Consider the following 26772-nt stretch of genomic DNA (forward strand, 5'->3'; position numbering starts at 1 on the left):
GCTCGTTTCGACTAGCGACAGGTACGACATGGCAGCCGACATCAAGCGCATCGCAACCATCATAGCCGCCGAAATCGGCGCGCGGCCCGAACAGGCTGCGGCGGCGATCGGCTTGCTCGACGACGGCGCGACCGTGCCGTTCGTGGCGCGCTACCGCAAGGAGGTCACCGGCGGCCTCGACGACACGCAGCTGCGCGACCTTGCCGAGCGGCTGGCCTACCTGCGCGAACTCGACGCGCGCCGCGACACCATCCTTGGTTCGATCCGCGAGCAGGGCAAGCTGACCGACGAGCTCGAGGCAAAGATCGCTGCGGCCGGCACCAAGGCCGAACTCGAAGACATCTATCTGCCTTACAAGCCGAAGCGCCGGACCAAGGCCGAGATCGCACGCGAGCGCGGGCTCGGGCCTCTGGCGGAAGCTATTCTCGCCGACCGTACGGCTGTACCCGCCGAGCTGGCGCTGGCCTACATCAGCGAAGACGTGGTCGATACCAAGGCGGCGCTCGAGGGTGCGCGCGACATCCTGTCCGAACAGTTCGCCGAGAATGCCGATCTGGTCGGCAGATTGCGGACCTACATGAAGGAACGCGCCTTCCTGCGGTCGCGCGTCGTCGACGGCAAGCAGGAGGCGGGCGCGAAATTCTCCGACTATTTCGACCATGTCGGGCGCTGGGCCAACGTGCCGAGCCATCGCGCGCTGGCCATGCTGCGCGGCCGCAACGAGGAGGTTCTGTCGCTCGACGTCGAAGTCGATGCCGATGACGCCTCTCCGGTGAAACCGGTTGAGCGGATGATCGCCGACGCCTACGCCATCGGCCGCCAGTTGCCGGGAGACCGCTGGCTGATGGAGGTCGCCGGCTGGACCTGGCGCATAAAGCTGTCGCTGCACCTGACGCTCGATCTGATGCGCGATCTGCGCGAGCGGGCCGAAGAAGAAGCCATCCATGTCTTCGCCCGCAATCTCAAGGATTTGCTGCTTGCCGCGCCTGCCGGCTCGCGGCCGACGATGGGGCTCGATCCGGGCATTCGCACCGGCGTCAAGGTGGCGGTGGTGGACGGCACCGGCAAGCTGCTGGCGACGACAACGGTCTATCCGTTCCCGCCGAAGAACGATGTCCGCGGCACGCAGGCCGAACTGGCCAAGCTCATCCGGCTGCACAAGGTCGAGCTGATTTCGATCGGCAACGGCACCGGCAGCCGCGAGACCGAAAGGCTGGTGGCCGACATGCTGGCTGACATGCCTGCCGGGTCCGGGCCGAAGCCGCTCAAGGTGATCGTCAGTGAAGCCGGCGCCTCGGTCTATTCCGCCTCGGCAACGGCGGCGGCGGAATTTCCCGGCCTTGACGTGTCGCTGCGCGGGGCAGTGTCGATCGCGCGGCGCCTGCAGGATCCGCTCGCCGAACTGGTCAAGATCGAGCCGAAGTCGATCGGCGTCGGCCAGTACCAGCACGACGTCGATCAGTACCGCCTCGGCCGCTCGCTGGAAGCGGTGGTCGAGGATGCGGTCAACGCCGTCGGCGTCGATCTCAACACGGCCTCAGCGCCGCTTCTGGGGCGGGTTTCGGGTCTCGGCGCATCGCTGGCCGAGGCGATCGTTGCGCATCGCGATGCCTCCGGCCCGTTCGCCAGCCGTCGCGAACTGTTGAAGGTCTCCCGCCTTGGACCCCGCGCGTTCGAGCAATGCGCCGGCTTCCTGCGCATTCCAAACGGCAGCGAACCGCTCGATGCGTCAGCGGTGCATCCGGAAGCCTATGGCGTGGCCAAGAAGATTGTTGCGGCCTGCGGGCGCGACGTCCGCTCGCTGATGGGCGACAGCGCCGCACTCAAGGCGCTCGATCCGCGCGTCTTCGTCGATGAGCGCTTCGGCCTGCCGACGGTGCGCGACATCCTGGCGGAGCTGGAAAAGCCCGGCCGCGACCCGCGCCCCGGCTTCAAGACCGCGACTTTTGCCGATGGCATCGACGACATCAAAGATCTGAAGCCCGGCATGCAGCTTGAAGGCACTGTCACCAATGTCGCCGCCTTCGGCGCCTTCGTCGATATCGGCGTGCACCAGGACGGACTGGTGCACGTCTCGCAACTAGCCGACCGTTTCGTCAAGGACGCGCATGAGGTGGTCAAGGCCGGCGACGTGGTCAAGGTGCGTGTCGTCGACGTCGATATCAAGCGCAAGCGCATCGGTCTGTCGATGCGCAAGGATGGCGACGCTGGCGCACCGAAGCCGCGCGACAATGGCAGCAGGCCGGTGCCGCGCGCGCCCGCGCCCCAACGCCAGCCGGAGCGGCCGGTGCAGCAGGGCGCGTTCGGCGCCGCTTTGGCCGATGCGTTGAAGCGGAAGTAATTTCGCGAGCCGGGCTGCGCCGCCAGGTCAGACGGCGGCGCTCGACATTGATCATCCATCACCAATGCTCATGGATCGGCGAAGCTATTTCGTTTGATTTTTTCAGGACGGGAGCCGATAAGCCGCGCGTTTCAAGATTTCTGTTTCGATGCATGTCGTTATCTCCAAGCTGCCGAACACCCTCGGGTCAGGCCCGCGGGCAAGCTTTGGGCGACATGCATGAGTTTGGGAGACCGAGAGCCATGGCCGCCGACAAGAACGCATTCGTCTGGGATGATCCTTTCCTGATCGAGGACCAGCTTTCGGAGGACGAGCGCATGGTGCGCGATGGCGCCGCGGCGTTTGCCGCCGACAAGCTCGCTCCGAAGATCGAGGAAGCCTATCTCGAGGAGAAGACCGACGCCGGGATCTTTCGCGAAATGGGCGAGGCCGGTCTGCTCGGCATCACCATCCCGGAAGAATATGGCGGGCTCGGCGCCAACTACGTCACCTACGGGCTGGTCGCGCGGGAAGTGGAGCGGATCGACTCGGGCTATCGCTCGATGATGAGCGTGCAGTCGTCGCTGGTAATGTATCCGATCCACGCCTATGGCTCGGAAGAACAGCGCAAGAAATACCTGCCGAAGCTGGCGTCGGGCGAATGGATCGGCTGCTTTGGCCTGACCGAACCTGACGCCGGTTCCGACCCGGGCGGCATGAAGACGCGGGCCGAGAAGACCGCGAGCGGCTACAGGATCTCCGGCTCGAAGATGTGGATTTCCAACGCGCCGATCGCCGACGTGTTCGTCGTCTGGGCAAAATCGGCCGCGCATGACAACGAGATTCGCGGCTTTGTCCTGGAAAAGGGCATGAACGGGCTGTCGGCGCCGAAGATCGGCGGCAAGCTGTCGCTGCGAGCCTCGATCACCGGCGAAGTGGTGATGGAGGGCGTCGAGGTCGGCGAGGACGCGCTGCTGCCCAACGTCTCGGGTCTCAAGGGACCGTTCGGCTGCCTCAACCGGGCGCGCTACGGAATTTCCTGGGGCGCCATGGGCGCGGCTGAGGATTGCTGGCACCGCGCCCGCCAGTATGGCCTCGACCGTAAGCAGTTCGGCAAGCCGCTGGCCGGCACGCAGCTTTTCCAGAAGAAGCTCGCCGACATGCAGACCGAGATCGCGCTCGGCCTGCAGGGCAGCCTGCGCGTCGGGCGGCTGATGGATGAAGGCAAGATGGCGCCGGAGATGATCTCGCTCGTCAAGCGCAACAATTGCGGCAAGGCGCTCGACATCGCCCGCCAGGCCCGCGACATGCATGGCGGCAATGGCATCCAGATAGGCTACCACGTCATGCGCCACGCCCAGAACCTGGAAACCGTCAACACCTATGAGGGCACGCATGACGTGCATGCGCTGATCCTCGGGCGGGCGCAGACCGGGTTGCAGGCGTTCTTTTAGCATTGGCAGGTGTCCTCCGCTTCCAGCGCCACTGCTTGGCATCTCCCCTCGCAAGGCGGGAGATCGGCAATTTTCGCCAACGGCGCCACATTTTGTTCTTGCTTTGTGCCGGCAGCTATGCTACTAATTTCGCTATGGTGCTAATTCGCACCGACGACCCGCTCACCGAGGCGGGTTTTTCTTTTCAGCTCTTTTCGACCAAGCATCGCGCGTGCTGCTGACATCAATGTCGGCGGGAAGCGCCCGGTGCTGACCCGCCGGCCTTCGGCTCTGCACCGTTGCAACGTCTTGCCGCCACGCCACGGAATCCCAGGTCGGCGCTCCGTTTCGTGAAGCTGTGAAAGCTGCTTAATTTAGGTGCAGCGCAACATCTCTGCTTGGAGAATGGTCAGCATTCGTGTCAGGGTTCAGCGAACTCCTTTTGAAACGCCGACTTCAGGGGCACCATGGCAATTCTGGCAGCCGTCTATCACCTGACCCACTACAAATACGACCGGCCGGTCGTCTTGGGCCCGCAAGTCATAAGGTTGCAGCCTGCGCCGCATTCCCGCACCAAAGTGCTCAGCCATTCGCTGAAGGTCGGGCCGGCAAACCACTTCGTCAATTTGCAGCAGGACCCCTACGGCAATTTCCTTGCCCGTTTCGTCTTTCCCGAGCCGGTGACGGAGTTGAAGATCGAGGTCGATCTCGTTGCCGACATGACGGTCTACAATCCGTTCGATTTCTTCGTCGAACCGTCGGCCGAGACGTTTCCGTTCGAATACCCCGAAGAGATCCGGGACGATCTGACCATCTACCGAACGCCGGAACCGGCGGGGCCGCTGTTGGAGGCATTCCTGAAAACCCTCGCGCGCCACCCGACCAACACCGTCAATTTTGTCGTCGACCTCAATGCGCGGCTGCAGCGCGAGATCGCCTATATCGTGCGCATGGAAACCGGCGTCTTCTCGCCCGAGGAAACGCTGGCCGCCGGCAAGGGGTCGTGCCGCGATTCCAGCTGGCTCCTGGTGCAGATACTGAGGAACCTCGGCATCGCCGCGCGTTTCGTCTCCGGCTACCTGATCCAGCTCAAACCCGACCTCGTTGCGCTCGACGGGCCGCCCGGCACGGCGACCGATTTCACCGACCTCCATGCCTGGTGCGAGGTGTATCTGCCGGGCGCCGGCTGGATCGGCTTCGACCCGACCTCCGGCCTGCTCACCGGCGAAAGCCATGTGCCGCTCGCGGCAACGCCGCATTTCCGCAATGCCGCGCCGATCTCCGGCATGGCGAGCTTCGCCAATGTCGAATTCGGCTTCGACATGCGGGTAGACCGCATCGCCGAGCATCCGCGCATCACCAAGCCGTTCTCCGACGAGAGCTGGCAGGCGCTGGACGCGCTGGGGGTCCAGGTCGATGCTGCGCTCCAGGCCGGCGACGTGCGGCTGACCATGGGCGGCGAGCCGACCTTCGTCTCGATCGACGATTTCGAGGCTGCAGAGTGGAACACCGCCGCCGTCGGGCCGACCAAACGCGAAAAGGCCGACGCGCTGATCCGCCGGCTGCGCGAACGCTTCGCGCCGGGCGGCTTCCTGCATTACGGGCAAGGCAAATGGTACCCCGGCGAAAGCCTGCCGCGCTGGACCTTCTCGCTCTACTGGCGCACCGACGGCGAGCCGGTGTGGAGCGACCCGTCGCTGATCGCGCATGAAAAGAGCGAGGCGGATGTCGGACCGAAGCAGGCCGAAGGCCTGCTGACGGCGATCGCCGACGAACTCGGCATCGACAAGACGATGGTCAGCGAAGCCTATGAGGATCCGGCCGAGTGGCTGCTCAAGGAAGGCAAGCTGCCTGACAACGTCGATCCTTCCAATTCGAAGCTGGAGGATCCGGAGGAGCGCAGCCGCATGGCGCGGGTGTTCGAACGCGGGCTGACCAAGCCGTCGGGCTATGTGCTGCCCGTCCAGCGCTGGAACAGCCAGGCTTCCGGACCGCGCTGGCGCTCGGAGAAATGGAAGACGCGGCGCGGCAGGCTGTTCCTGGTGCCCGGCGATTCGCCGGTCGGCTACCGCCTGCCGCTCGGCACGCTGCCCTATGTGCCGCCGGCGCAGTTCCCCTACATAGTCCCGGTCGATCCATCGCTGCCGCGCGGTCCACTGCCGGCGCGTGAGGCGATCTTGCCCGGTTCTGCTTCGTCGCCCGCTGCGGCCGAACTGGAGGGCGCCGACGAGATGGCGCGACGCCAGCAGGCGGTCTCCTTCACGGCCGTTACCGGCCAGCAAGACCGCGTCGAACAGGAGATTACCGAGATCGGCGGCGCCGTGCGCACGGCCCTTTCGGTCGAGCCGCGCGACGGACGGCTTTGTGTGTTCATGCCGCCGGTCGAGGCGCTGGAGGACTATCTCGAACTGGTGGCGGCGGCTGAGAACGCGGCAAGGGCGATCGGCCTGCCGGTGCATATAGAGGGCTACGGCCCGCCGCACGATCCGCGCCTCAATGTCATCCGTGTCGCACCCGATCCCGGCGTCATCGAGGTCAATATCCACCCCGCCGCGAATTGGCAGGATTGCGTGGCGACGACCACGGCGATCTACGAAGAGGCGCGGCAGACGCGGCTTGGCGCCGACAAGTTCATGATCGACGGCCGCCACACCGGCACCGGCGGCGGCAACCACGTCGTCGTCGGCGGCGCCACGCCCAATGACAGTCCGTTCCTGCGCCGCCCCGACCTGTTGAAGAGCCTGGTGCTGCAATGGCAGCGGCATCCATCGCTGTCCTACCTTTTCTCCGGCCTGTTCATCGGCCCGACCAGCCAGGCGCCGCGCTTCGACGAGGCGCGCCACGATTCGCTCTACGAACTCGAAATCGCGATGGCGCAGGTGCCACATCCGGACAAGGGCGCGGCACCCCTGCCGTGGCTGGTCGACCGGCTGTTCCGCAACCTTCTGACCGACGTGACGGGCAATACGCATCGCTCGGAAATCTGCATCGACAAATTGTTTTCGCCGGACGGGCCGACCGGCCGGCTCGGGCTGGTCGAATTCCGCGGCTTCGAGATGCCGCCCAACGCGCGCATGAGCCTGGCGCAGCAATTGCTGGTGCGCGCCATCATCGCCCGGGCCTGGAAGAACCCGCTCGACGCCCGCTTCGTGCGCTGGGGCACCTCGCTGCACGACCGTTTCATGCTGCCGCATTATGTCTGGGGGGATTTTCTCGACGTGCTGGACGACCTCAAGCTGAACGGCTTTGCGTTCCGTCCGGAATGGTTCGACGCCCAGCTCGAATTCCGCTTCCCGTTCTGCGGCGAGGTCCAGCATGCCGGCGTCAAGCTGGAGCTCAGGCAGGCGCTCGAGCCGTGGCACGTGATGGGCGAGCAAGGCGCGATCGGCGGCACCGTACGCTTTGTCGATTCCTCCGTCGAAAGGCTGCAGGTGAAGACCGATGGGCTCAACCCGGAGCGTCACGCCGTCGTCTGCAACGGCCGCGTCGTGCCGATGAAGGTGACCGACAACCGCGAGATCGCAGTGGCCGGCGTGCGCTTCAAGGCCTGGCAGCCGGCGTCGGGCCTGCATCCGGCGCTACCGGTCAACACCCCGCTGGTCTTCGACATCTATGACCGCTGGTCGGGCCGCGCGGTCGGCGGCTGCGTCTACCATGTGGCACATCCCGGCGGGCGCAGCTATGACACCTTCCCGGTCAATGGCAACGAAGCGGAGGCGCGGCGGCTCGCCCGCTTCGAGCCACGTGGCCATACGCCGTCCAGCTATGTGCTGCGCAACGAAGAAGCCTCTGAAGATTTCCCGATGACCCTTGACCTTCGGCGGCCGCAAAGACTCTGATCAGCCATGGCGAAGGGGAATCACAAAAGGCTGCGCAGCAAGCCGCAGACCCACAGTCTGCTGGAGCACTATCAGCCGATCGACGGCGTCGTCGACGAGATGGTCGATGCGTCGGGCAATCCGCGGCCGGCGTGGCGGCACTTCATCGAGGCGCTGGAGGACCTGGGTCCGGAAAAGCTTGCCCAGCGCTTCGCCCGCGCCGACCAGTACCTGCGCGACGCCGGCGTCTATTACCGCGTCTACGACAAGGCCGGCGCCAACGAGCGGGAATGGCCGCTGGCGCATGTGCCGCTGCTGATCGAGGAGCAGGAATGGGCTGGTATCAGCGCCGGCCTGGTCCAGCGCGCCGATCTGTTCGAGGAGACCATCGCCGACATTTACGGTCCGAACCGGCTGGTCGAGAAAGGCATTCTGCCGGCCGGATTGATCGCGGCCAGCCCCGAATATTTGCGGCCGGTCGTCGGCACCAGGCCGGCCAGTGGCCATTTCCTGCATTTCTGCGCCTTCGAGCTCGGTCGTGGCCCGGACGGCCGCTGGTGGGTGCTTGGCGACCGCACACAGGCGCCGTCGGGCGCCGGCTTCGCGCTGGAGAACCGCGTCGCCACTACGAGGGCGCTGTCCGACATCTACGGCGAGATGCATGTGCACCGCCTGGCCGGCTTCTTCCGTCGCTTCCGCGACGCGCTGATCGGCATGGCCAAGCAAGCCGGCGGCCGTGTCGCCATCCTGACGCCGGGACCGCTGAACGAAACCTATTACGAACATGCCTATATCGCCCGCTATCTCGGCATCATGCTGCTCGAGGGCGAGGACCTGACCGTCTCGGGCGGCAGGCTGATGGTGCGCACGGTTTCGGGGCTGATGCCGGTGAGCGTCTTGTGGCGGCGGCTCGACGCCGCCTTTGCCGATCCGCTTGAATTGCGGCCGGACTCGCAGATCGGCACGCCGGGGCTGGTCGAAGCGGTCCGGCAAGGGGCGGTTTCGGCCGTCAATGCACTGGGTTCCGGCCTGATGGAGACGCGCGCGCTGCTCGCCTTCCTGCCGAAGATTTCGCGCGCCCTGCGCAATGAGGAACTGCTGCTGCCGACGGTCGCGACATGGTGGTGCGGGCAGGAGACGGAGCGTGAGCATGTGCTCGCCAATATCGATAGCATGGTGATCGGCCCGGCGCTGTCGACGCGGCTTGCCTTCGAGGACGACGGCTCGACCAAGCTCGGGTCAGCGCTGTCGGTCGAGGAACGGGCCGAACTCGTCGCCAGGATCGAACGGGACGGCGGCGACTTCGTCGGCCAGGAAGCGGTGACGCTGTCGACCACGCCTGTCTATGTCGGCGGCTGGCTGGAGCCGCGGCCGGCAAGCCTGCGCGTCTATCTGGCGCGGACGCCGGAAGGCTGGACGGTGATGCCGGGCGGCTTTGCCCGTGTCGGCTTCTCGCTCGACCCGACCGCCATCGCCATGCAGCGCGGCGGCCAGGCGGCGGATGTCTGGGTGGTCAGCGACAGGCCGGTCGAGCGCGAGACGCTGCTGCCGCAGGAGCACGACAGCTTCACCCGAACCTTGCCCGGCAGCCTGCCCAGCCGCGCGGCTGAGAACCTGACATGGCTCGGCCGCTATATCGAGCGGTCGGAAGACACGGTGCGCATCCTGCGCGCCTACCATGTGCGGCTGGCCGAGACATCCGATCCCGAGATGCCGCTGCTCGCCGATATCAGCGACTATCTCGCGCCGTTCGGCATCGACGTCGAGACGGCAATCCCATTGGGGCTCATCGGCACGCTGGACAGCGCCGTTTACAGCGCCGGGCAGATCCGTGACCGCTTCTCGCCCGATGGCTGGCTGGCATTGAAGGATCTGTCGAAGACCATCCATCAATTTGCCGCGACAGTGGCGCCGGGCGACGACGCGACAAGGGCAATGACGGTCATCCTGCGCAAGCTGGCCGGGTTTTCCGGCCTGCTGCACGAGAACATGTACCGCTTTGCCGGCTGGCGTTTCCTGGAAATCGGCCGCAGGCTCGAACGCGGCATCCAGATCGCCCGCACGCTCGCCCGGCTGACCGGAGCCCAGGCGCCGGAAGGCGCGCTCGACATGATGCTGGAGATCGGCGACAGCGTCATGACGCACCGTCGGCAATATCCGGTGCAGGCGGGGCGGCGCACGGTGGTCGACCTTCTGGCGCTCGATCCGCTCAACCCGCGCTCAATCCTTTTCCAGCTCGAACGGCTGAAAGCCGAAATCGCGCTGCTGCCCGCTGTCGGCGCTGAAGGCCATATGTCGCCGGCGGCCAAGGAAATCCTGCAGCTCAACACGTCGATCGCCATCAAGGAGCCCTCGGACATGACGGCCAAGGCCCTCGGCGATCTCGCCAATGAAATCGGCGGGCTCTACAACAGCCTCGCCAAAGCCTATTTCGGGTAGAGACAGCATGCTCTACGACATCAGGCTTCACCTGCGTTACGACTATGATGCGGCGGCCGGCGGCGGCCGCCATCAGGTGCGCGTGCTGCCGCCGACCATCCCTGGCGTGCAGCGCGTCATCGCCGCTTCACTGTCTTTTGTGCCGGCGCCCAGCGAACGTTCCGACTTTTCCGACTTTTTCGGCAACAGTGTCACCTCGATCGCCTTTCGTGACGCGCATGATGCGCTCGACATCAGGATGAGCGCGCGTGTTTCAGTGTCGCGGCCCGAACCCGGGCTCGACGTATCGCCGGACATACGCCGGCTGAGGGAAGAACTCGGCGCAGTGCACTCGCTGGCGCCGGCTTCGCCGCATCACTTTCTGGCCGCCAGCGATCATGCCGGCATCGACGCGGCAATCACTGCCTATGCGAAAGGCAGTGCCGGCAGTTCGACAGTCGGCACGGCCATGGCTCTGTGCAACCGCATTCACCGCGATTTCACCTATGACGGCGAGGCGACCACCGTGCAGACGCGGGCCAGCGACGCCTTTGGCCTGAAGCGCGGCGTCTGCCAGGATTTTTCCCACATCATGATCGCCGGCCTGCGCGGCCTCGGTATTCCCGCGGGCTATGTCAGCGGGTTCCTGCGCACCATCCCGCCGCGCGGGAAGCCGCGGCTCGAAGGCGCCGACGCCATGCACGCCTGGGTCAAGGTGTGGTGCGGGCGCGATGCCGGCTGGCAGGAATTCGATCCGACCAATGGCATGCGGGCAAGCAACGACCATATCACGGTCGGCTACGGCCGCGATTACTCCGATGTGGCGCCGATCGTCGGCGTGCTGAAAACCACTGGTGGACAGGTCGGCGAGCAGGCGGTCGACGTCATTCCGGTCGTGCTCGAAAAGGCGTGACGACGCACGTCTTCGTTGCACGGCGACGTCGATAGGCTGTTCTGGAACCAAGAGATCAAAAGGCGTTGGAACCCGCAGCCGGCAAGCGGCTTATCTACGGAAATTCCGTGGAGAGGACATGCTGGACAAATCCGGGTCGTCGTCTGGCCAATCGGCTGTGAGGAAAGCTGCACCAAAAAACGGGGTGCCGCAGAACGGAGCGCTGGAGAACGGCGCGCAAGCCTCGGCCGTTCGGGCCTCGCTCAACTATGTCACCGACACTGAACCCGGTATTCGCCGGCTGCGTTCGGGCAAAGGGTTCTCGTACAAAGGACCCGACGGGCGGATTGTCGACGGGGAGGCGCTGGCACGCATCAAGGCGCTCGCCATTCCACCGGCCTGGACGGATGTGTGGATCTCGCCAGACCCCGATGGTCATATCCAGGCGACCGGTCGGGACCAGCGCGGACGCAAACAATACCGCTATCACCCGCACTGGGCGGAGGAGCGTGACGGCGTCAAATATTCGAGCCTGATCGCCTTCGCCGAAAGCCTGCCCGAACTGCGGCGGCAGATCGACGTCGATTTGCGCCGTCACGGCCTGCCGCTGGAACGCGTCGTTGCGGCTATCGTCTGGCTGCTCGACAACACGATGATCCGTGTCGGCAATGCCGCCTATGCCCGCGACAACAAGAGTTTTGGGCTGACCACGCTGCGTGACCGCCATGTCGACATCAAGGGCTCGAGCCTGCGCTTTGCCTTCATCGGTAAATCCGGCAAGGAATGGAGATTGAAGCTTGTCGATCGCCGGATTGCCAAGGTCGTGCGTGGAGCGCAGGACCTGCCGGGCCAAAAACTGTTCCAGTATCTCGACGAGGACCGAAACAGGCATCCGGTGCGCTCAGACGACGTCAACCGCTATATCAGGGAGAACGCCGGAGCGGAGTTCAGCTCCAAGCACTTCAGAACCTGGGGCGGCACCATCCATGCGGCGTCGCTGTTTGCGCAAACCGAACGTCCGGAAAGCCAGGCGCAGCAAAAGAGGGTGATGAACAGTGTCATCGACAAGGTTGCCGATCGGCTCGGCAACACACGCGCGGTTTGTCGCCAATGCTACATCCATCCGGAAGTGTTCCGCGCCTGGTCCGAAGGACGGCTGCTGGACGAAATGGCGGATGCCAACAAAGGCAAGCGCTCGATCGCCGGGCTCGACGACGAGGAGGCCCTGGTCTTGAGATGGCTGAAGGCAAGAGAGGGCTGACGCCGGGACCCACCTCTCAACCGAAATGTGGAAACCAAGCAGATAGAGGTGCCGAATCCGTTTGCAGCATTGGTGTGCTGGGCGATCTTCTTGCCGAAAATATCCTCGTGCGGCATTCTGCGCACCCGATTGTAGCAAAATGTCCCATTTTGCGGCGTCGCAAAATTCAATCGCAAAACTGTCGCTTTAATCGGGATTTTCGCGACAAAGGAATGACGCAGTAGGGTGGCCATCATACCCTGACCGGCACGGAAACTTACGGCATGGCGAAGCTCGTTTTTGGAATGAACCTCTCCCTCGACGGTTATGTCGACCATCAGGAATTTGGACCTGATCCTGCTCTCTTTCGTCATTGGATCGACCACGTCCGCGACCTGACAGGCAGCATTTACGGTCGACGCATGTATGAAGTCATGCGCTATTGGGATGACAACCATCCTGAGTGGACCCCCGAGCAACGCGACTTCGCGATGGCGTGGCGAAGCCAGCCGAAATGGGTCGTGTCCCGCTCGTTGAAGTCGGTCGGCCCTAACGCAACGCTTGTCATGGATGACGTCGAGGTGGCAATACGCGGGCTAAAGACCCAGCTTACAGGGGAGATTTCCGCTTCCGGACCGGAGTTGGCGCAAAGCCTGACTGACCTAGGTCTGATCGACGAATACCGTCTTTACCTTCACCCAGTGGTGCTTGGTCACGGCAAGCCCTTCTTCACCGGTCCTCGGCCGCCGCTCCGCCTTGTGGCCAGCGATCGGGTCGGCGGGGAGGTCATCAGGTTGACTTACGTTCCTGCCTGACCACGGATTGCGCCGACCGTCATGGCCGCTTCGAGGTCGAAAGCCGCTGTCTTCGTGTCGCGAAAATCCTGACTTTTGCACTATTTGCATCCAGATCTGGGTGCGGCAAGGTGACAAGTAGCCCTTGATGCAGCCCGAAGAAAAGAGGCTTGCGGCGACTATACAAATTTTTGTATAGTCGCCGCATGAAAATGCTCAAGTTCCGGGGCAGCGCCCTCAATGATCTGCGCGCTTTCCCGAACTCGGCACGGCGCGAAGCGGGCTACCAGCTCGACAAGGTACAGAATGAGCAACCTCCAACCGACTGGAAGCCAATGGCGACAATCGGGAAGGGTGTGCAGGAGATCAGGATTCGGGACGAAGCCGGCGCCTTCCGGCTGATCTACATCGCCAAAGTCGCCGATGCGGTCTACGTGCTGCATTGCTTTCAGAAGAAAACGCAGAAGACCAGCAAAATGGATCTGGACCTGGCGGCGAAACGCTACGGCGATCTGATGAAGGAGTTAGGCCAATGAGCAACGAGACTTTTGCAAGCGTGTGGGACGCCATCGAAGACACCCCCGCCGAAGCAGAGAACATGAAGCTCCGCTCCACACTGATGATGGCGCTGGAACAGCATATCCGGGCAAAGGGCTGGACGCAGGTCGAAGCCGCGCGCCATCTCGGCGTGACGCAGCCCCGCGTGTCCGATCTCCTGCGCGGTAAGATCAACCTGTTCGCCCTCGACACCCTCGTCAACATGGTGGTCGCGGCCGGACTGCATGTTGAAATGCGCGTTCTGCAATCTGCCTAATCGGCATTTGCCGGTTATTTTGTCGCTTCAATCGGGAATTTCGCGATACGGCAAGATCGCGGAAGGTTGGAAAACGGCCGATCGGCTTCGGGTGGGGGTGTCAAAAGCCGCCGTTTTCCAAGGCACGGAAAACTTCCGCCTCGGGAATGGTGCTTGAAGCGGCGGTTGCCCAAACGACGCATGTTCTCCCCTGCTGCCCATAGACGGCAATTCGACTTCCGGGACCGCTTCCGCTGTGACCGATTGGATGGGCGAGCGGGTTCGTTGCCCGCAGCATCAGCCCCAATCCGTATGCTGGATCGGGATGGAGTTCAGAGCGGAATTGCGGGAGCGGCCTGTGTTCGAGCATTCTGGACAGCGCGTTCCCGTCGACCAAATTGCCGGCGAGTAGATGGCGAAGAAGTCGGGCCGCATCCATCGCCGTGCCGACAACCAATCCGTGATAGACCCAGGCCGGATGGTAGCCGATCGCGTCGCCCATCTGCACGTCTGCTAAATCAGCCGGAGTGAGGGCGAGCCGGGCCGTGGCGAGTTCGGCAGGGATGAATACGAGGTTGGAAAGAGCCTCGGAAAGAGGGACATTCGTTGCCTCCTCGATCAATCGGGCGACCTCCTGGTAGCCGATGTTCGAATAGGCCCACCCTTGACCGGGTTCGTATCGCAGCCGATCTGCTTCGACTGCATTCAACAGGTCATCAACAGACCACGGCGAACGACCCGCTTCAACATCGGCGTGGTAGGCCGGAAGGGAACCGTAGTCTGGTAACCCCGCCTCGTGCTGTAGGAGTTGGGCAGGTGTGAAAGATTTCCCCTCGACAGCTTCGTCGAGGTTGATCTTGCCGCGTTCCGACAGGCGCAACAGAGCAACCGAGAGCGCCGTCTTCGTAAAGCTCCACCATGGAATCGAATCCGTAACCCCCGTTGCGTCTGTTTCGCCATCGTCACGAATGAACACTTTTGCTTCCATGCCGCATCATAGGCAGCCTGGGATGACGACGCGAGAACCGTCCGCTCTTTGGAGAGAATCCGACGTTCATCAACTTCTCGATTGCATCGATACCGGTGTCGCGAAACTCCTAAGTTTTGCGACAAAATCGATGGCGTTGAATTTTCAGGGAAGTTCCTGCCGCAAAGTCAGTCGCAAAAATTCGAAGTTATGCGACCGACTTTTGCAGCAGAAAGCATTCCACATTTCAGTTAGGGGCTGGGACACCGGACGGAGCGTATTTTTTTGTCGACGCGGTGTCGGGATCGGTCCTAGTGTTTCGTCCTTTGACAGAGAAAAGGACGACCCATGCTCTACGCGATCCTCTGCTATGCCTCTGAAGACGTCGTCTGCTCCTGGAGCAAGGAGCAGGATGATGCGGTCATGGAAAAACTCCTCGGCGTGCAGGAAAAATATGCCCAGGCGGGACGGCTTGGCCCGGTGGCGCGGCTCTTGCCGACGACGGCGGCGACGACGCTGAGGAAGATCAAGGGCGAAGCGGTGGTCATCGACGGCCCGTTTGCCGAAACCAAGGAACAGTTCCTCGGCTTCTACACGCTCGAATGCGCCGACCTCGATGAGGCCGTCGACTTCGCGCGCGAGCTTTCCGAGGTCAACCCGAGCGGCGGCTCCTATGAAATCCGGCCGGTCTCGCTCTTCAATCCCGCCAAGGTTTCCGCATGACCGAACTCGCCTGGATCAGCACAGCAATCAGCACCGCTCGCCCGCAGGTGATGGGGGCATTGCTGCGCTACTTCCGCGACCTCGACGCGGCGGAGGAAGCATTCCAGGACGCCTGCCTGAGGGCACTGAACAACTGGCCGAAAAACGGTCCTCCGCGCGATCCGGCAGCCTGGCTGATCTTCGTCGGCCGCAACAGCGGCATCGATGCGGTGCGCAAGCGCGCCAAGCAGGCGCCGCTGCCGGAGGAGGACCAGATCTCCGATCTGGAGGATGCCGAGAGCGACGTCGCCGAGCGGCTGGACGGCGCGCATTATCGCGACGATATTTTGCGGCTGCTGTTCATCTGCTGCCATCCCGACCTGCCGGCCACACAGCAGATCGCGGTGGCGTTACGCATCGTCTCCGGCCTGACGGTCAAGCAGATCGCCCGCGCCTTCCTCGTCGGTGAAAGCGCCATGGAGCAGCGTATCACGCGCGCCAAGGCGCGTATCGCCGACGCCGGGGTGCCGTTCGAGACGCCGGGAGCGGTCGAGCGCTCCGAACGGCTCGCCGCCGTCGCCGCCATGGTCTACTTGATCTTCAACGAAGGCTATTCCAGCAACAGCGGCGAGGCTTCGGCGCGTGCGCCGCTTTGCGAAGAGGCGATCCGGCTGGCCCGGTTGCTGCTCAGGCTGTTCCAGACCGAGCCGGAGATCATGGGGCTGACGGCGCTGGTGCTGCTGCAGCATGCACGCTCGCCGGCTCGCTTCGACGAGAACGGCGAGATCGTGCTGCTCGAAGACCAGGACCGCAGCCTGTGGAGCTGCAAGATGATCGATGAAGGCCTGGCGCTGGTCGATAAGGCGTTGCGCCATCGCAAGCCCGGTCCCTACCAGGTGCAAGCGGCGATCGCCGCACTGCATGCGCGGGCGGAAAAGCCCGAGGACACGGACTGGAACGAGATCGACCTGCTCTACGGCCTGCTCGAGCAGATGCAGCCGTCGCCGGTGGTGACGCTCAACCGCGCCGTCGCGGTCTCCAAGGTGCGTGGACCGGAAGCCGCACTCGCCATGATCGAGCCGCTGGAGGGAAGGCTTTCCGGCTATTTCCATTTCTTCGGCCTCAAGGGCGGACTGCTGATGCAGCTTGGCCGCGGCGAGGAGGCGCGCGTCGCTTTCGACCGCGCCATCGCGCTTGCCAATACGGCCGCCGAGGCAGCGCATATCCGCATGCATATTGACCGGCTGATGAAAGAAAGCGCCGTGCCGGAAGCCGCCAAGACGGCACGCTAGTTCGCTCTATCTGGCTGGTTCAACAGTCGGACGCCGGCTTGGACCATGCCGGGGTGGCGATTTCTCCCTGAAACGCGTAATGCCACGCCATGACAGCGCCTGGTATGCCGACCGGCAGGGAACCGGTATGGCGAAAAGCTTGGACCGACGCCATATGAGCGACGGGATCTGAAAGGGACGAAACGAAATGACGATTGCGAAGGAAACGGCCGGGCTTCTGGCGAAACTGGGCGTTGCCGAGGGCGCGCTTACGGGCGGCGACCTCATCGTGCGCAGCCCGGTGACCGGCGAGCAGATCGCCGCGCTGAAGACCATCTCGCCGGCCGATGCGGCAACGACCATCGACAAGGCCCACAAGGCTTTCCTGGCGTGGCGGCAGGTGCCAGCTCCCAAGCGTGGCGAGCTGGTGCGGCTGCTCGGCGAGGAATTGCGCATTCACAAGACCGAGCTTGGCCGGTTGGTATCGATCGAGGTCGGCAAGATCCCGTCAGAGGGTCTTGGCGAAGTGCAGGAGATGATCGACATCTGCGATTTCGCCGTCGGTCTTTCCCGGCAATTGTACGGCCTGACCATCGCCACCGAGCGTCCCGGCCATCGCATGATGGAAACCTGGCATCCGCTCGGCGTCGTCGGCGTCATTTCGGCCTTCAACTTTCCGGTGGCGGTATGGTCGTGGAACGCGGCACTTGCGCTGGTCTGCGGCGACGCGGTGGTGTGGAAACCGTCCGAGAAGACGCCGCTGACGGCGCTCGCCTGCGAAGCGATTTTTGCACGCGCGGTAAAGCGTTTTGGCACGGACGCGCCGCAGGGCCTGGCGCCGGTGCTGATCGGTGATCGCGCCGTCGGCGAGATCCTGGTCGATCATCCCAGGGTGCCGCTGGTCTCGGCCACCGGCTCGACACGCATGGGCAGGGATGTCGGCCCACGGCTGGCGAAGCGCTTTGCCCGTGCGGTGCTGGAGCTCGGCGGCAACAATGCCGGCATCGTCTGCCCGACGGCCGATCTGGACATGGCGCTCCGCGCTATAGCCTTCGGCGCCATGGGCACGGCCGGCCAGCGCTGCACGACGCTCAGGCGCCTGTTCGTGCATGAGAGCGTCTATGACCAGCTCGTTCCGCGCCTGAAGAAGGCTTATGAGAGCGTCTCGGTCGGCAATCCGCTGGAGACAAGCGCTCTGGTTGGCCCGCTGATCGACAAGGCTGCCTACGAGAATATGCAGAAGGCGCTGGAGGAGGCGGCTTCGCATGGCGGTAAGATAACCGGCGGAATGCGGGTCGAGAACGGTCACCCCGAGGCCTACTATGTGCGTCCGGCGCTGGTCGAAATGCCGCGGCAGGTTTCGCCGGTGACGGAGGAAACCTTCGCGCCCATCCTCTATGTGATGAAATATTCGGACTTCGACATCGCGCTAGAAGAACACAATGCGGTGGGAGCGGGGCTGTCATCCTCGATCTTTACCCGCGACCTGCAGGAATCCGAGCGCTTTCTTAGCGTCGATGGATCGGACTGCGGCATCGCCAACGTCAATATAGGCACGTCAGGGGCCGAGATCGGCGGTGCCTTCGGTGGCGAGAAGGAAACCGGCGGCGGCCGCGAAAGCGGCTCCGATGCCTGGAAGGCCTATATGCGGCGCGCTACCAACACGGTGAATTATTCCAAGGCGCTGCCGCTTGCGCAGGGCGTGTCGTTCGACATCGATTGAAATGCCAGACCTTCGTCGCGGCGGCGCCAAGGCTGCCACGACGGCGGTCGGCTCGCCGTTCAGCTGGCTTGCGAAGTTACAACACAGTTGTCGAAGGCTGCATCGATGATGGCGAGCTTGACCGCCTGGGCGGTCATGTATTCCTGATAGAACTCGCTCGACACCCACATGACCGAGTGACCGCGCTGGCCCAACCAGCCGATGCTGCCGAGTTCCTCGGCATCGCGCAATTTGCGTGACAGGTGAGTGCGGGAAAGCTTGAGCCAGTTCGCGAAATCCCCGATTGAGACGACACCGGTCGGGATTCGGTCCAGGTCGGCATGATCGGGGTCGACGCCGGACATCAGCCAATCCATGACGATGCCGCCATTGTCGAGCCAGGTGAACAAGGAAAAAGTCTGTTTTGGCTGCCGCACGGCATGCGACGAAAGCAGTCCGTCGGCCACCAGTGGCTGCAGTTTGGCGAGTACGTCCGGTTGTGCGACGAATGCAGCCAGTCGACATCCACCATCCAGGCTGTCCAGCGTTTTCAGATGAGCCATGACCCAGCCGGCAACCGTCTCCAGAGTGCCCGCGGTCGGCTGAAACGGGCGGATGCGCCCATATTTAATCGGCAGATGCCGGATGAAACCGTAATGCAGCATCTCCTTCAGGAAGGCATCGGCGGTGTTGCGGCTGGCCACCGAATGCCGGCAGATGTCGTCCATGAACCGTGCGGACGTAAGTCCCTTGCGATGATCGTCCGGCTCTCGATTGAAATACAAGCCAAGGCCGATATGGGCCATCAGCCAACGCTGTTGCGTGGCGAATACGGAAGCCAGCCGCGGGTTCGCTTCATACGTCTGGAGAAGCGTCCGCGACTGAGCCTGGACATGGCGACGCAGTGCCGGATGGCTGGCAATGTCTTCAGAAACCAGCGCCATCCCCGCCGAGCCCAACCAAATTTGCAACTGGAAAATGCCGATCACAATTTCAGCCTTCGCGGGTCGTGTCCAGAGCCGACGCATTAGGATACGAGCTGAATCCCGCCGGCTAGTGGGCTGAATTCCGCGACTTGATCGCCGAGGCCACTGATTTCGCTGCAGAGGGCCAGCCCGCTCGAACCCACCAACGATGACTTCGCCTGTCCAGCCCGTGCTCCCGCCGATGGCGACGCGGAACCAACACAAGCTTTGCTCGTTGAAGAACGCTGATTGGACTGAGACAGTGAGGGACTACAAAATGGAGAATGGCCTTTTCGCCACGCCGCCTGCAGCTTTCCGGCAAACAGAGTCGGTCTGGCCACGGGCGCTCAAGTGGCTGTTGCGCCGAGTGCGCAGCGCCTCCGACAGCTCGGGAACCATGTTGAAGCCAATCCTTTCCGAACCCGAGGACGATAGCGGGCCCACTCCGCCTCGACATGCTTGAGGCTGACCGCGCTGCGATCTTGACGTCAAAATGACCGCTCACATATCCTTTTAGGGCCGCGCAGCAGCCGACAACCATGACCGCTTCGAAGGCCTGCCACGGCGGCGTGTCCGCCTGATGCAGCAGGCGAGAGCGGTAGTGGCACGCCGCGGCGGGAACCATCGGGCGTGCTTGGCTATTAGATACAGGCGGCTGCTGGTCTGCCGGGCCAGGAGCCATTGCTATGATCATCGATCCTCCACCGAAAAGTGCTATCCCGGCATCCGTTCCGTCGGTCGATCCAAAAGCTGCCCCGACGCTTCGCAATGCCGAAGCGGAGGTCTTTTATATCGAAGCGATCCGCGAACTTGTCGCGACCGGCATCCCCTTTCTTGTCGCCGGCACCTATGCCGTAAGCGCCTATACCGGGATCATCCGCCAGACCAAGGACCTCGACATTTTCTGCAAGGCCGGCGACTGCCCGCGCATCCTCGCCCATTTTAAGCAGATCGGCTACGCCGTCGTGGTCGAGGACGACCGGTGGCTGGGCAAAGTGTTCAAGGGCACCCATTTTTTCGACGTCATTTTCGCCTCGATGAACGGCACAATGCCTGTCGACGACCAGTGGCTGGAGCACGCCCGTCAGGGCGAATTGCTGGGCAGCCAGGTGCGGATCATCGGGCCCACCGAGCTTATCTGGTCCAAAAGTTTCATCCAGGACCGCGGTCGCCACGATGGTGCCGACATCTCGCATACCATCCTCAAGGCCCACGACCAGATCGACTGGCAAAGGCTGCTTTCCTACATGGAAGTTCATTGGGAAGTTCTGCTGATGCATCTCTTGAACTTCCGATGGATCTATCCGACGGAGCGGGGCCGCGTGCCCGCCTGGCTGCTCGACGAGCTGCTTGACCGGCTGGCCAAGCAACGCGAATTGCCACCTTCCCGGATGAAAATCTGCCGTGGGCGCATGCTTTCACGAACTGACTATGAGATCGACGTCAACGACTGGGGTTTTGCCGACGTCGGCGGTGAAGGAGAACATAGCAATGGCTGACGAGCTCGAAACTGCTTCGCCGAAGGCGGAAAACGGCAGCGCACTCAAAGTCGCCGCCATTGGCGATCTGCATGTCGGCAAGGAGGACCAGGCCTCGTACCGCGATCTTTTCGGCGAGATGTCGCGTGCAGCCCAGGTTCTCGTGCTGACCGGCGACCTTACCAATCTCGGCAAGCCTCGGGAGGCCGAAATCCTTGCCGAGGAACTGCGTGCCTGCACGATCCCGGTCGTCGCCGTACTTGGCAACCACGACTATGAGTCAGGCGCCGTCGAGCAGGTCACCGACATTCTGCGCCAGGCGGGCGTTCACCTGCTCGACGGCGAGGCGACGGAGATTCACGAGGTCGGGTTCGTCGGGGTCAAGGGTTTCGTTGGCGGTTTTGGATCGCGCATGCTCGGCTCCTTCGGCGAACCCGCCATCAAGTCGATGGTGGCGGAAAGCGTGAACGAAGCGATGCGGCTTGAAAACGCAATGCGGCAGGTCCGCGCCAAACGCACGCTTGTCGTTCTGCACTACGCGCCTGTCGTCGAGACGGTCGAAGGCGAGCCGCTGGAGATCTTCCCGTTTCTCGGTTCGTCACGCCTGGCCGAGACAATAGACCGGTTCCAGGTCAGCGCGGTGGTGCATGGCCATGCGCATCGCGGCGCCTACGAGGGCCGCACACCGGGCGGGGCGTCGGTCTATAACGTTGCCATGCATGTCGCCAAGCCGACCGGCCGCCCCTACGCTGTGCTCGAAATCTAATAGGCTAGATGTTGAACGCCCGCTTCGGCGGAATATCGTTTTCATCCGGATTGGGAATGGGGTCCTCGTCGGGGAGCCTGTCGGGGTCCGGCTCACGCACGGGCTTGGGATCGGGGATGGGAGGCGGCGGCACCGGGGTCGGGGTTGGCTCGGGTGTGGGAATAGTGGCCATCGTGATCATCTCCTCTTGGCGCAGAACAACGCAATGGGTCAGCTGGTTCCCGCCTTCTGGTCAGCCCATCTCCGGATTCGCCTGTCTGCTGCCCGACTTGCTTGATCGCAGCAGTAGAGCAAGCGGAACGAGCAGGGCGGTTGCCACCGCGCAGTAGCGGAAGACATCGACATAGGCGAGCAGCGTGGCTTGGCGGGCGATCAACTGGCCGAGCCAGCCGATCGCCTGCTGCTTCGCCTCGACCATCGGCGAACCCTGGGCGACGAAATGCTCGGTCGCCTGCCGAAGCGCCTGCTGATAGGCGGGCGACGACTGCACGGTGTGGCCGACCAGATTCGCTTGATGGATCTGGGAGCTTTGCGCAATGACGGTGTTGGACAGCGAGACGCCAATGCTGCCGCCGATATTGCGCGCAACGTTGATCAGCGCCGATGCCTGGTTGGTCTTCTGCGGGGGCAGGCCGACATAGGCCGCGGTCGAGATGGGAATGAACAGGAACGGCAGCCCGACCATCAGGAAAACACGTGCAAAGGCAAAGAAGCGGAAGCTGGCGTCCGGGGTGAGCGAGGTCATATGCCAGAGGGCCACTGCGACCACCGACATGCCCATCATGATCAGGTATTTGGGCTGCACGATGGTGCCTACAAATCCGGACACCGGCATCAAGATCAGCATGGCGATGCCGCCCGGCATCATCGAAAGGCCCGAGAGCGTCGCGGTATAGGCAAATGTCGTCTGCTGCAGCTGCGGCACGATCTGGGTGGTGCTGAACAGGATAGCACCGACCGCCATCATGACCAGGAAGGCTGTGCCGAACTGGCGCGTGAACAACAGGCGCATGTCGACGACCGGATCGCCGCGACTGAGTTCCCATGGAATAAGCAGCAGGAACGCGATCGCGGAAATCACTGCGAAAGTGGTGATGAAATCCGAGGCGAACCAATCGTAGCGCTGGCCCCGGTCGAGAAAGATCTCCAGGCACCCCAAGGCAATCGCCACCAGGACGAACCCGACCCCGTCGATCTTCAGGCCGCCTTCCAGCCGTTCCTTGCGTTCGCGTTCGAGTACGTCCGGTTCGACCAACAGCCATTGCACCAAGGCCAGCGACAGGATGCCGAACGGCACGTTGATGAAGAAGATCCAGTGCCAGGAGAAATGGTCCGTCAGCCAGCCGCCGATCGTCGGCCCGACCGTCGGTGCGACGATGACGGCAATGCCGTAAAGCGCGAAGGCCTGCGAGCGCTTTTCAGGCGGAAAGGTGTCGGCAAGGATCGATTGCTCGCTTGGCGCCATGCCGCCGCCGCCGAGGCCCTGAAGGACCCTGAACAGGATGAGCAGTTCCAGGTTGGGCGCCAGTCCGCACAGCAGCGACGCGACGGTGAAGGTCGCGACGCAGAGCATGTAGTAGCGCTTTCGGCCGATGACGCTTGCCAGCCAGCCGCTGACCGGAATGATCACCGAGTTGGCAACGAGATAGGTGGTAATCACCCAGGTGCTTTCATCCATTCCGGCCGCCAGGCTGCCGGCGATGTCGCGCAGGGCGACATTGGCGATCGAGGTGTCCAGCACCAGCATGAAAGTGGCGATGGAGACGACGACGGCGATGAGCCACGGATTGTGTGTCCCGGCGGCGGATCGGCTTTCGCCCTGATTTCTGGCGGTTTCGCCGTTCATCGCACCTTGACCGTCGGCACCACCGACAGGCCTGGCCCGAGAAGCACATCCGGCGGCTTGTCGAAGACGATCTTGACCGGCACGCGCTGCACCACCTTGACGTAATTGCCGGTGGCATTTTCGGCCGGCAGGAGGCTGAAGGCGGTGCCGCTGCCGGCCTGAATGCTGTCGACGCGGCCATGGAAGGACTTGTCCGGGTAGGCGTCGATGTCGATGTCGACCGGCTGTCCCTGCCGCATCAGATCGAGCTGCGTCTCCTTGAAATTGGCCTTCACCCAGACCTCGTCGGGAACGAACATCATCAATACCTGGCCGGGTTGGGCGTAGGTGCCCTTAGCGGCGGAAATGCTCGTTGCGCGCCCGGCTGCGGGTGCTGTGATAGTCGTGCGCGACAGCGTCGTGCGGGCTTGCTCCTGGCTGGCCTTTGCCTGCTCGAGCTGCGCCTCGGCGCTCCTGGCCTGTGCCTGCAAGACCGAAACCTGGCTTTTTGCGGAGGCGACATTGGCCTCGGCGCTGTCCAGCGCGGCCTGGTCCTGACGCAACATCGATGCCGCCTGCTGCGCCTGCTGCTGCGTTGCTGTGCCCCTGGCCAGGAGTTCGCGATTGCGTTGATCCTCGGCCTTGGCGAAATCCAGCGCTGCCTTGGCCTGTGCAACCTGCCTCTGGGCAGCGTTTACCTTTGCGTTTTGAGCCTCGATCTGGGCGGCGACATTGACGATTTCGGCCTCGGCCGCGGCGACGCCGGCGTCGGCCTGCTTCAGGTTTGCCTGATAGTCGCTGTCGTCGATACGCAGGAGGACATCGCCCGCCTGTACATGCTGATTGTCGGTAACCGCCAGCTCGGTAATGCGGCCGGCTATTTGCGCACCGATCGTCACTGTGCGCGCATCTATGAAGGCGTCGTCGGTCGATTCGTACTGGCGAGCGTTCAGCCACCAGATCGCGATACCTGCCGCGACGAGCAACAGCGCAAGCGCGATGGCTGCGGCCGCATAGGGATGGCGCCTGGGAAAGCCGAGCAGACCGGCCTTTCGTTGCGAGGCATTCCCGTCGGGTTTTTCCTGCCGGGGCTCTGCCGATCGCTCACGAGATTCTCGAACCGGGGCCGGTTGCTCCCGGGTTTCATTTACAGGCTCGACGTCTTGTTCGACGCGTTGAGGCTTCGTGTCCAACGGAATTGCTTTCAAGACTGATATTGCAGCCGCCGAAGCGGACGCAAAGCCAAACGGCAAGCTTCCGCAAAAGTTCCTGTCCGGAAACGGGTTCGGTTAACGGGTCGACATCGAACACAGGCGGGGGCGCGTCGGAATTCGAGCGCCGCTTCACCGGGCAGGTGATCCGTACGCCTCATGTTGCGACGGTCCGGCCTTGTCAGCGCTCCATGGCGCGATAATTGCTCATGTAGGCGTGGGCGAATTCACCTGTCGACAGGAGCCGACCATGAAACATCAAACACTCGACCAACTGCAGGCCGTCGCGGAAGTTGAGTCCTTCGCGGCGTATCCGGCGATGACTCGAACCCAGCGGATTGAACGTTGGGCGGAACTTCTCGAACAAAACCCGACGCGATGCCTTGGGGCGCTTCCAGGCACCGAATATATGAACAGGGAAGCGCGTGACAGATCGCGTGGCGCTGGGACGCCGCTCACTGTCGCCTTCGAGGATCCGGTTCTGCGTGCCATGGGTCTCAGCGATGATACCTATGGTGAGGCAAAGCGCTTCTTCGAACTGAGCGACCGGCAGTTGCACCAAATCGTCTGCCATTGCCATGTCGGCGCTACGATGCAAGCGAGATGGGCCGCTGCCAGGGTGCGCGGGATAGTTCGCGGCAACAGATTTGTTGCCTGGATGAAGGGCTTGATCGTGCATTGAGGCGGTACGAGGAACGGCGGAACACGCGTTCTTTCCGCGCCGTGGAGAGCGCTTCCGAACTTGGAAGGGCTCGTGCCCCGTCGGGCCGCGCAGATTGTGAAACTCCTCGACGCTTGGCTGCGCCTTGTCGCGGCCATGCGTCCGTCTTTGATGTGAGAATTTGAGCTGGCCCGCCGCAGGTGAGGGCCTTCGTCTGACCGGCGGTCGAGCGCCGTCCAGGCCTGCCTGCGCGGCTACTAACGACGAATGATCCTGCGATCGGGGAAGATCCTGCGACCTGGCTAAACTAGCGATCGATTTCTCCGAACACGATGTCGAGCGAGCCGATGATCGCGGCAACATCGGCGATCATATGGCCTCGGGACAGGAAATCCATCGCTTGCAGGTGGGCGAAGGAAGGTGCGCGGATCTTGCATCGGTAGGGAACGTTGCCCCCGTCCGACACGAGGTAGACGCCGAATTCACCCTTCGGCGCCTCGACGGCGGCATAGACTTCGCCGCTCGGCACGCGAATGCCTTCGGTATAAAGTTTGAAGTGGTGGATCGTCGCTTCCATCGAGCGCTTCATCGTGGCACGCGGCGGCGGCGTGATCTTGCGGTTCGGGATCGCGACCGGTCCCTGGCCTTCGGGTGAGCGCAACTTTTCCAGACATTGCCGCATGATCCGGACCGACTGGCGCATTTCCTCCATGCGGACGAGATAGCGGTCGTAGCAGTCGCCATGCTTGCCGACCGGGATATCGAAATCCATCTCCGAATAGCATTCGTATGGCTGCGCCTTGCGCAGGTCCCAGGACGCGCCCGATCCGCGCACCATCACGCCGGAAAAGCCCCAGGCCCAGGCATCGTCGAGGCCGATCACGCCGACATCGACATTGCGCTGCTTGAAAATGCGGTTCTCGGTCAACAGCTCTTCGAGATTGTCGCAGACCTTGAGGAACGGATCGCAGAACTTCCAGATGTCGTCGAGGAGTTCCGGCGGCAGATCCTGATGCACGCCGCCGACCCTGAAATAATTCGCGTGCATGCGGGCGCCGGACGCGCGCTCATAAAAGACCATCAGCTTCTCGCGCTCGGCGAAACCCCAGAGCGGCGGCGTCAGCGCGCCGATGTCCATGGCTTGCGTGGTGACGTTGAGGAGGTGCGATAACAGCCGGCCTACTTCGCAGAAAAGCACGCGGATGAGCTGTCCGCGTTTCGGAACCGATATTTCGAGGAGCTTCTCGGCGGCGAGACAGAATGCATGCTCCTGGTTCATCGGCGCGACGTAGTCGAGCCGGTCGAAATAGGGCAAGGCCTGCAGGTAGTTCTTGTACTCGATGAGCTTTTCGGTGCCGCGATGCAGCAGGCCGATGTGGGGATCGGCGCGTTCCACGATCTCGCCGTCGAGTTCGAGCACCAGCCGCAGGACACCGTGAGCGGAGGGATGTTGTGGCCCGAAATTGATGGTGAAGTTGCGAACTGCAGCCTCGGCCATGACAGTCCTCCGCGATCG

General features: G+C 63.1%; 21 protein-coding genes. 15 read left to right on the forward strand and 6 right to left on the reverse strand.

Translation table 11 applies throughout. From position 1 onward, the window contains the following. The first annotated feature begins 28 nt into the window (after positions 1 to 28). From NKI17_RS11445 to NKI17_RS11485, 9 genes are all read left to right on the forward strand, one after another. Positions 29 to 2341, forward strand: a complete 2313-nt coding sequence (locus tag NKI17_RS11445) for a Tex family protein (protein WP_352905971.1) — start codon at positions 29 to 31, stop codon at positions 2339 to 2341. A 242-nt stretch (positions 2342 to 2583) separates the two neighbouring features. Next, positions 2584 to 3774, forward strand: coding sequence for an acyl-CoA dehydrogenase (locus NKI17_RS11450; RefSeq protein WP_352454106.1), 1191 nt, complete (start codon positions 2584 to 2586; stop codon positions 3772 to 3774). A gap of 446 nt (positions 3775 to 4220) precedes the next feature. Continuing rightward, the gene (locus tag NKI17_RS11455; RefSeq protein ID WP_352905973.1) at positions 4221 to 7592 is read left to right on the forward strand and encodes a transglutaminase family protein; all 3372 of its coding nucleotides are present in this window, start codon (positions 4221 to 4223) and stop codon (positions 7590 to 7592) included. 6 nt (positions 7593 to 7598) lie between these two features. Beyond that, positions 7599 to 10010 (forward strand): circularly permuted type 2 ATP-grasp protein, encoded by a 2412-nt coding sequence (locus NKI17_RS11460; RefSeq protein WP_352905975.1) that lies wholly within the window; start codon positions 7599 to 7601, stop codon positions 10008 to 10010. Positions 10011 to 10017: 7 nt separating this feature from the next. Then, the gene (locus NKI17_RS11465; RefSeq protein WP_352448166.1) at positions 10018 to 10902 is read left to right on the forward strand and encodes a transglutaminase family protein; all 885 of its coding nucleotides are present in this window, start codon (positions 10018 to 10020) and stop codon (positions 10900 to 10902) included. Between the two features lie 118 nt (positions 10903 to 11020). Further along, positions 11021 to 12142, forward strand: coding sequence for a DNA topoisomerase IB (locus NKI17_RS11470; RefSeq protein ID WP_352644152.1), 1122 nt, complete (start codon positions 11021 to 11023; stop codon positions 12140 to 12142). A gap of 263 nt (positions 12143 to 12405) precedes the next feature. Beyond that, positions 12406 to 12936, forward strand: coding sequence for a dihydrofolate reductase family protein (locus tag NKI17_RS11475; protein ID WP_352586615.1), 531 nt, complete (start codon positions 12406 to 12408; stop codon positions 12934 to 12936). A gap of 185 nt (positions 12937 to 13121) precedes the next feature. Continuing rightward, positions 13122 to 13451: a type II toxin-antitoxin system RelE/ParE family toxin gene (locus NKI17_RS11480; protein WP_352586617.1), complete on the forward strand. Its 330-nt coding sequence runs from the start codon at positions 13122 to 13124 to the stop codon at positions 13449 to 13451. Further along, positions 13448 to 13729, forward strand: coding sequence for a helix-turn-helix domain-containing protein (locus NKI17_RS11485; protein WP_352586619.1), 282 nt, complete (start codon positions 13448 to 13450; stop codon positions 13727 to 13729). The genes NKI17_RS11480 and NKI17_RS11485 overlap by 4 nt, the downstream gene beginning before the upstream one ends. A 100-nt stretch (positions 13730 to 13829) precedes the next feature. Here NKI17_RS11485 and NKI17_RS11490 read toward each other — a convergent pair whose 3' ends face one another. After that, complete coding sequence (locus tag NKI17_RS11490) at positions 13830 to 14696, reverse strand: serine hydrolase domain-containing protein (protein ID WP_352644156.1); 867 nt, start codon at positions 14694 to 14696, stop codon at positions 13830 to 13832. A gap of 327 nt (positions 14697 to 15023) precedes the next feature. Between NKI17_RS11490 and NKI17_RS11495 the strand changes: the two genes are divergently transcribed. From NKI17_RS11495 to amaB, 3 genes are all read left to right on the forward strand, one after another. Then, positions 15024 to 15398: a YciI family protein gene (locus NKI17_RS11495; RefSeq protein WP_023675462.1), complete on the forward strand. Its 375-nt coding sequence runs from the start codon at positions 15024 to 15026 to the stop codon at positions 15396 to 15398. Beyond that, positions 15395 to 16669, forward strand: coding sequence for an RNA polymerase sigma factor (locus NKI17_RS11500; RefSeq protein ID WP_352620445.1), 1275 nt, complete (start codon positions 15395 to 15397; stop codon positions 16667 to 16669). The genes NKI17_RS11495 and NKI17_RS11500 overlap by 4 nt, the downstream gene beginning before the upstream one ends. A 187-nt stretch (positions 16670 to 16856) precedes the next feature. After that, positions 16857 to 18371 (forward strand): L-piperidine-6-carboxylate dehydrogenase, encoded by a 1515-nt coding sequence (gene amaB, locus NKI17_RS11505; RefSeq protein WP_352620447.1) that lies wholly within the window; start codon positions 16857 to 16859, stop codon positions 18369 to 18371. A 59-nt stretch (positions 18372 to 18430) separates the two neighbouring features. Here amaB and NKI17_RS11510 read toward each other — a convergent pair whose 3' ends face one another. Next, positions 18431 to 19294, reverse strand: coding sequence for a hypothetical protein (locus tag NKI17_RS11510; RefSeq protein ID WP_352620527.1), 864 nt, complete (start codon positions 19292 to 19294; stop codon positions 18431 to 18433). A gap of 707 nt (positions 19295 to 20001) precedes the next feature. Between NKI17_RS11510 and NKI17_RS11515 the strand changes: the two genes are divergently transcribed. Continuing rightward, positions 20002 to 20814: a nucleotidyltransferase family protein gene (locus tag NKI17_RS11515; RefSeq protein WP_023675465.1), complete on the forward strand. Its 813-nt coding sequence runs from the start codon at positions 20002 to 20004 to the stop codon at positions 20812 to 20814. Further along, entirely contained in the window at positions 20807 to 21559 is a 753-nt protein-coding gene (locus NKI17_RS11520) for a metallophosphoesterase family protein (protein WP_023675466.1), read from the forward strand. Before NKI17_RS11515 ends, NKI17_RS11520 begins: the two co-directional genes overlap by 8 nt. A gap of 4 nt (positions 21560 to 21563) precedes the next feature. Here the strand turns inward: NKI17_RS11520 and NKI17_RS11525 are convergent, their stop codons facing one another. The 3 genes from NKI17_RS11525 to NKI17_RS11535 are packed head-to-tail and all read right to left on the reverse strand — an operon-like array spanning position 21564 to position 24370. Further along, positions 21564 to 21731 (reverse strand): hypothetical protein, encoded by a 168-nt coding sequence (locus NKI17_RS11525; RefSeq protein WP_084640998.1) that lies wholly within the window; start codon positions 21729 to 21731, stop codon positions 21564 to 21566. Positions 21732 to 21791: 60 nt separating this feature from the next. Continuing rightward, positions 21792 to 23405, reverse strand: coding sequence for a DHA2 family efflux MFS transporter permease subunit (locus NKI17_RS11530; RefSeq protein WP_352568088.1), 1614 nt, complete (start codon positions 23403 to 23405; stop codon positions 21792 to 21794). Further along, a complete protein-coding gene (locus NKI17_RS11535; RefSeq protein WP_352568087.1) occupies positions 23402 to 24370 on the reverse strand; it encodes an HlyD family secretion protein in 969 nt (322 codons plus the stop codon). Before NKI17_RS11535 ends, NKI17_RS11530 begins: the two co-directional genes overlap by 4 nt. Positions 24371 to 24845: 475 nt before the next feature. On the opposite strand from NKI17_RS11535, the gene NKI17_RS11540 reads away from it, so the two are divergent. Beyond that, complete coding sequence (locus NKI17_RS11540) at positions 24846 to 25277, forward strand: hypothetical protein (RefSeq protein ID WP_023675469.1); 432 nt, start codon at positions 24846 to 24848, stop codon at positions 25275 to 25277. A 286-nt stretch (positions 25278 to 25563) separates the two neighbouring features. On the opposite strand, the gene NKI17_RS11545 is transcribed toward NKI17_RS11540, so the two are convergent. Then, positions 25564 to 26754, reverse strand: coding sequence for an NADH-quinone oxidoreductase subunit D (locus NKI17_RS11545; protein WP_352568086.1), 1191 nt, complete (start codon positions 26752 to 26754; stop codon positions 25564 to 25566). Between the last annotated feature and the right edge of the window lie 18 nt (positions 26755 to 26772).

Origin of the sequence: Mesorhizobium sp. M0816 (genome assembly GCF_040320005.1) — a bacterium.
Classification (GTDB): domain Bacteria; phylum Pseudomonadota; class Alphaproteobacteria; order Rhizobiales; family Rhizobiaceae; genus Mesorhizobium.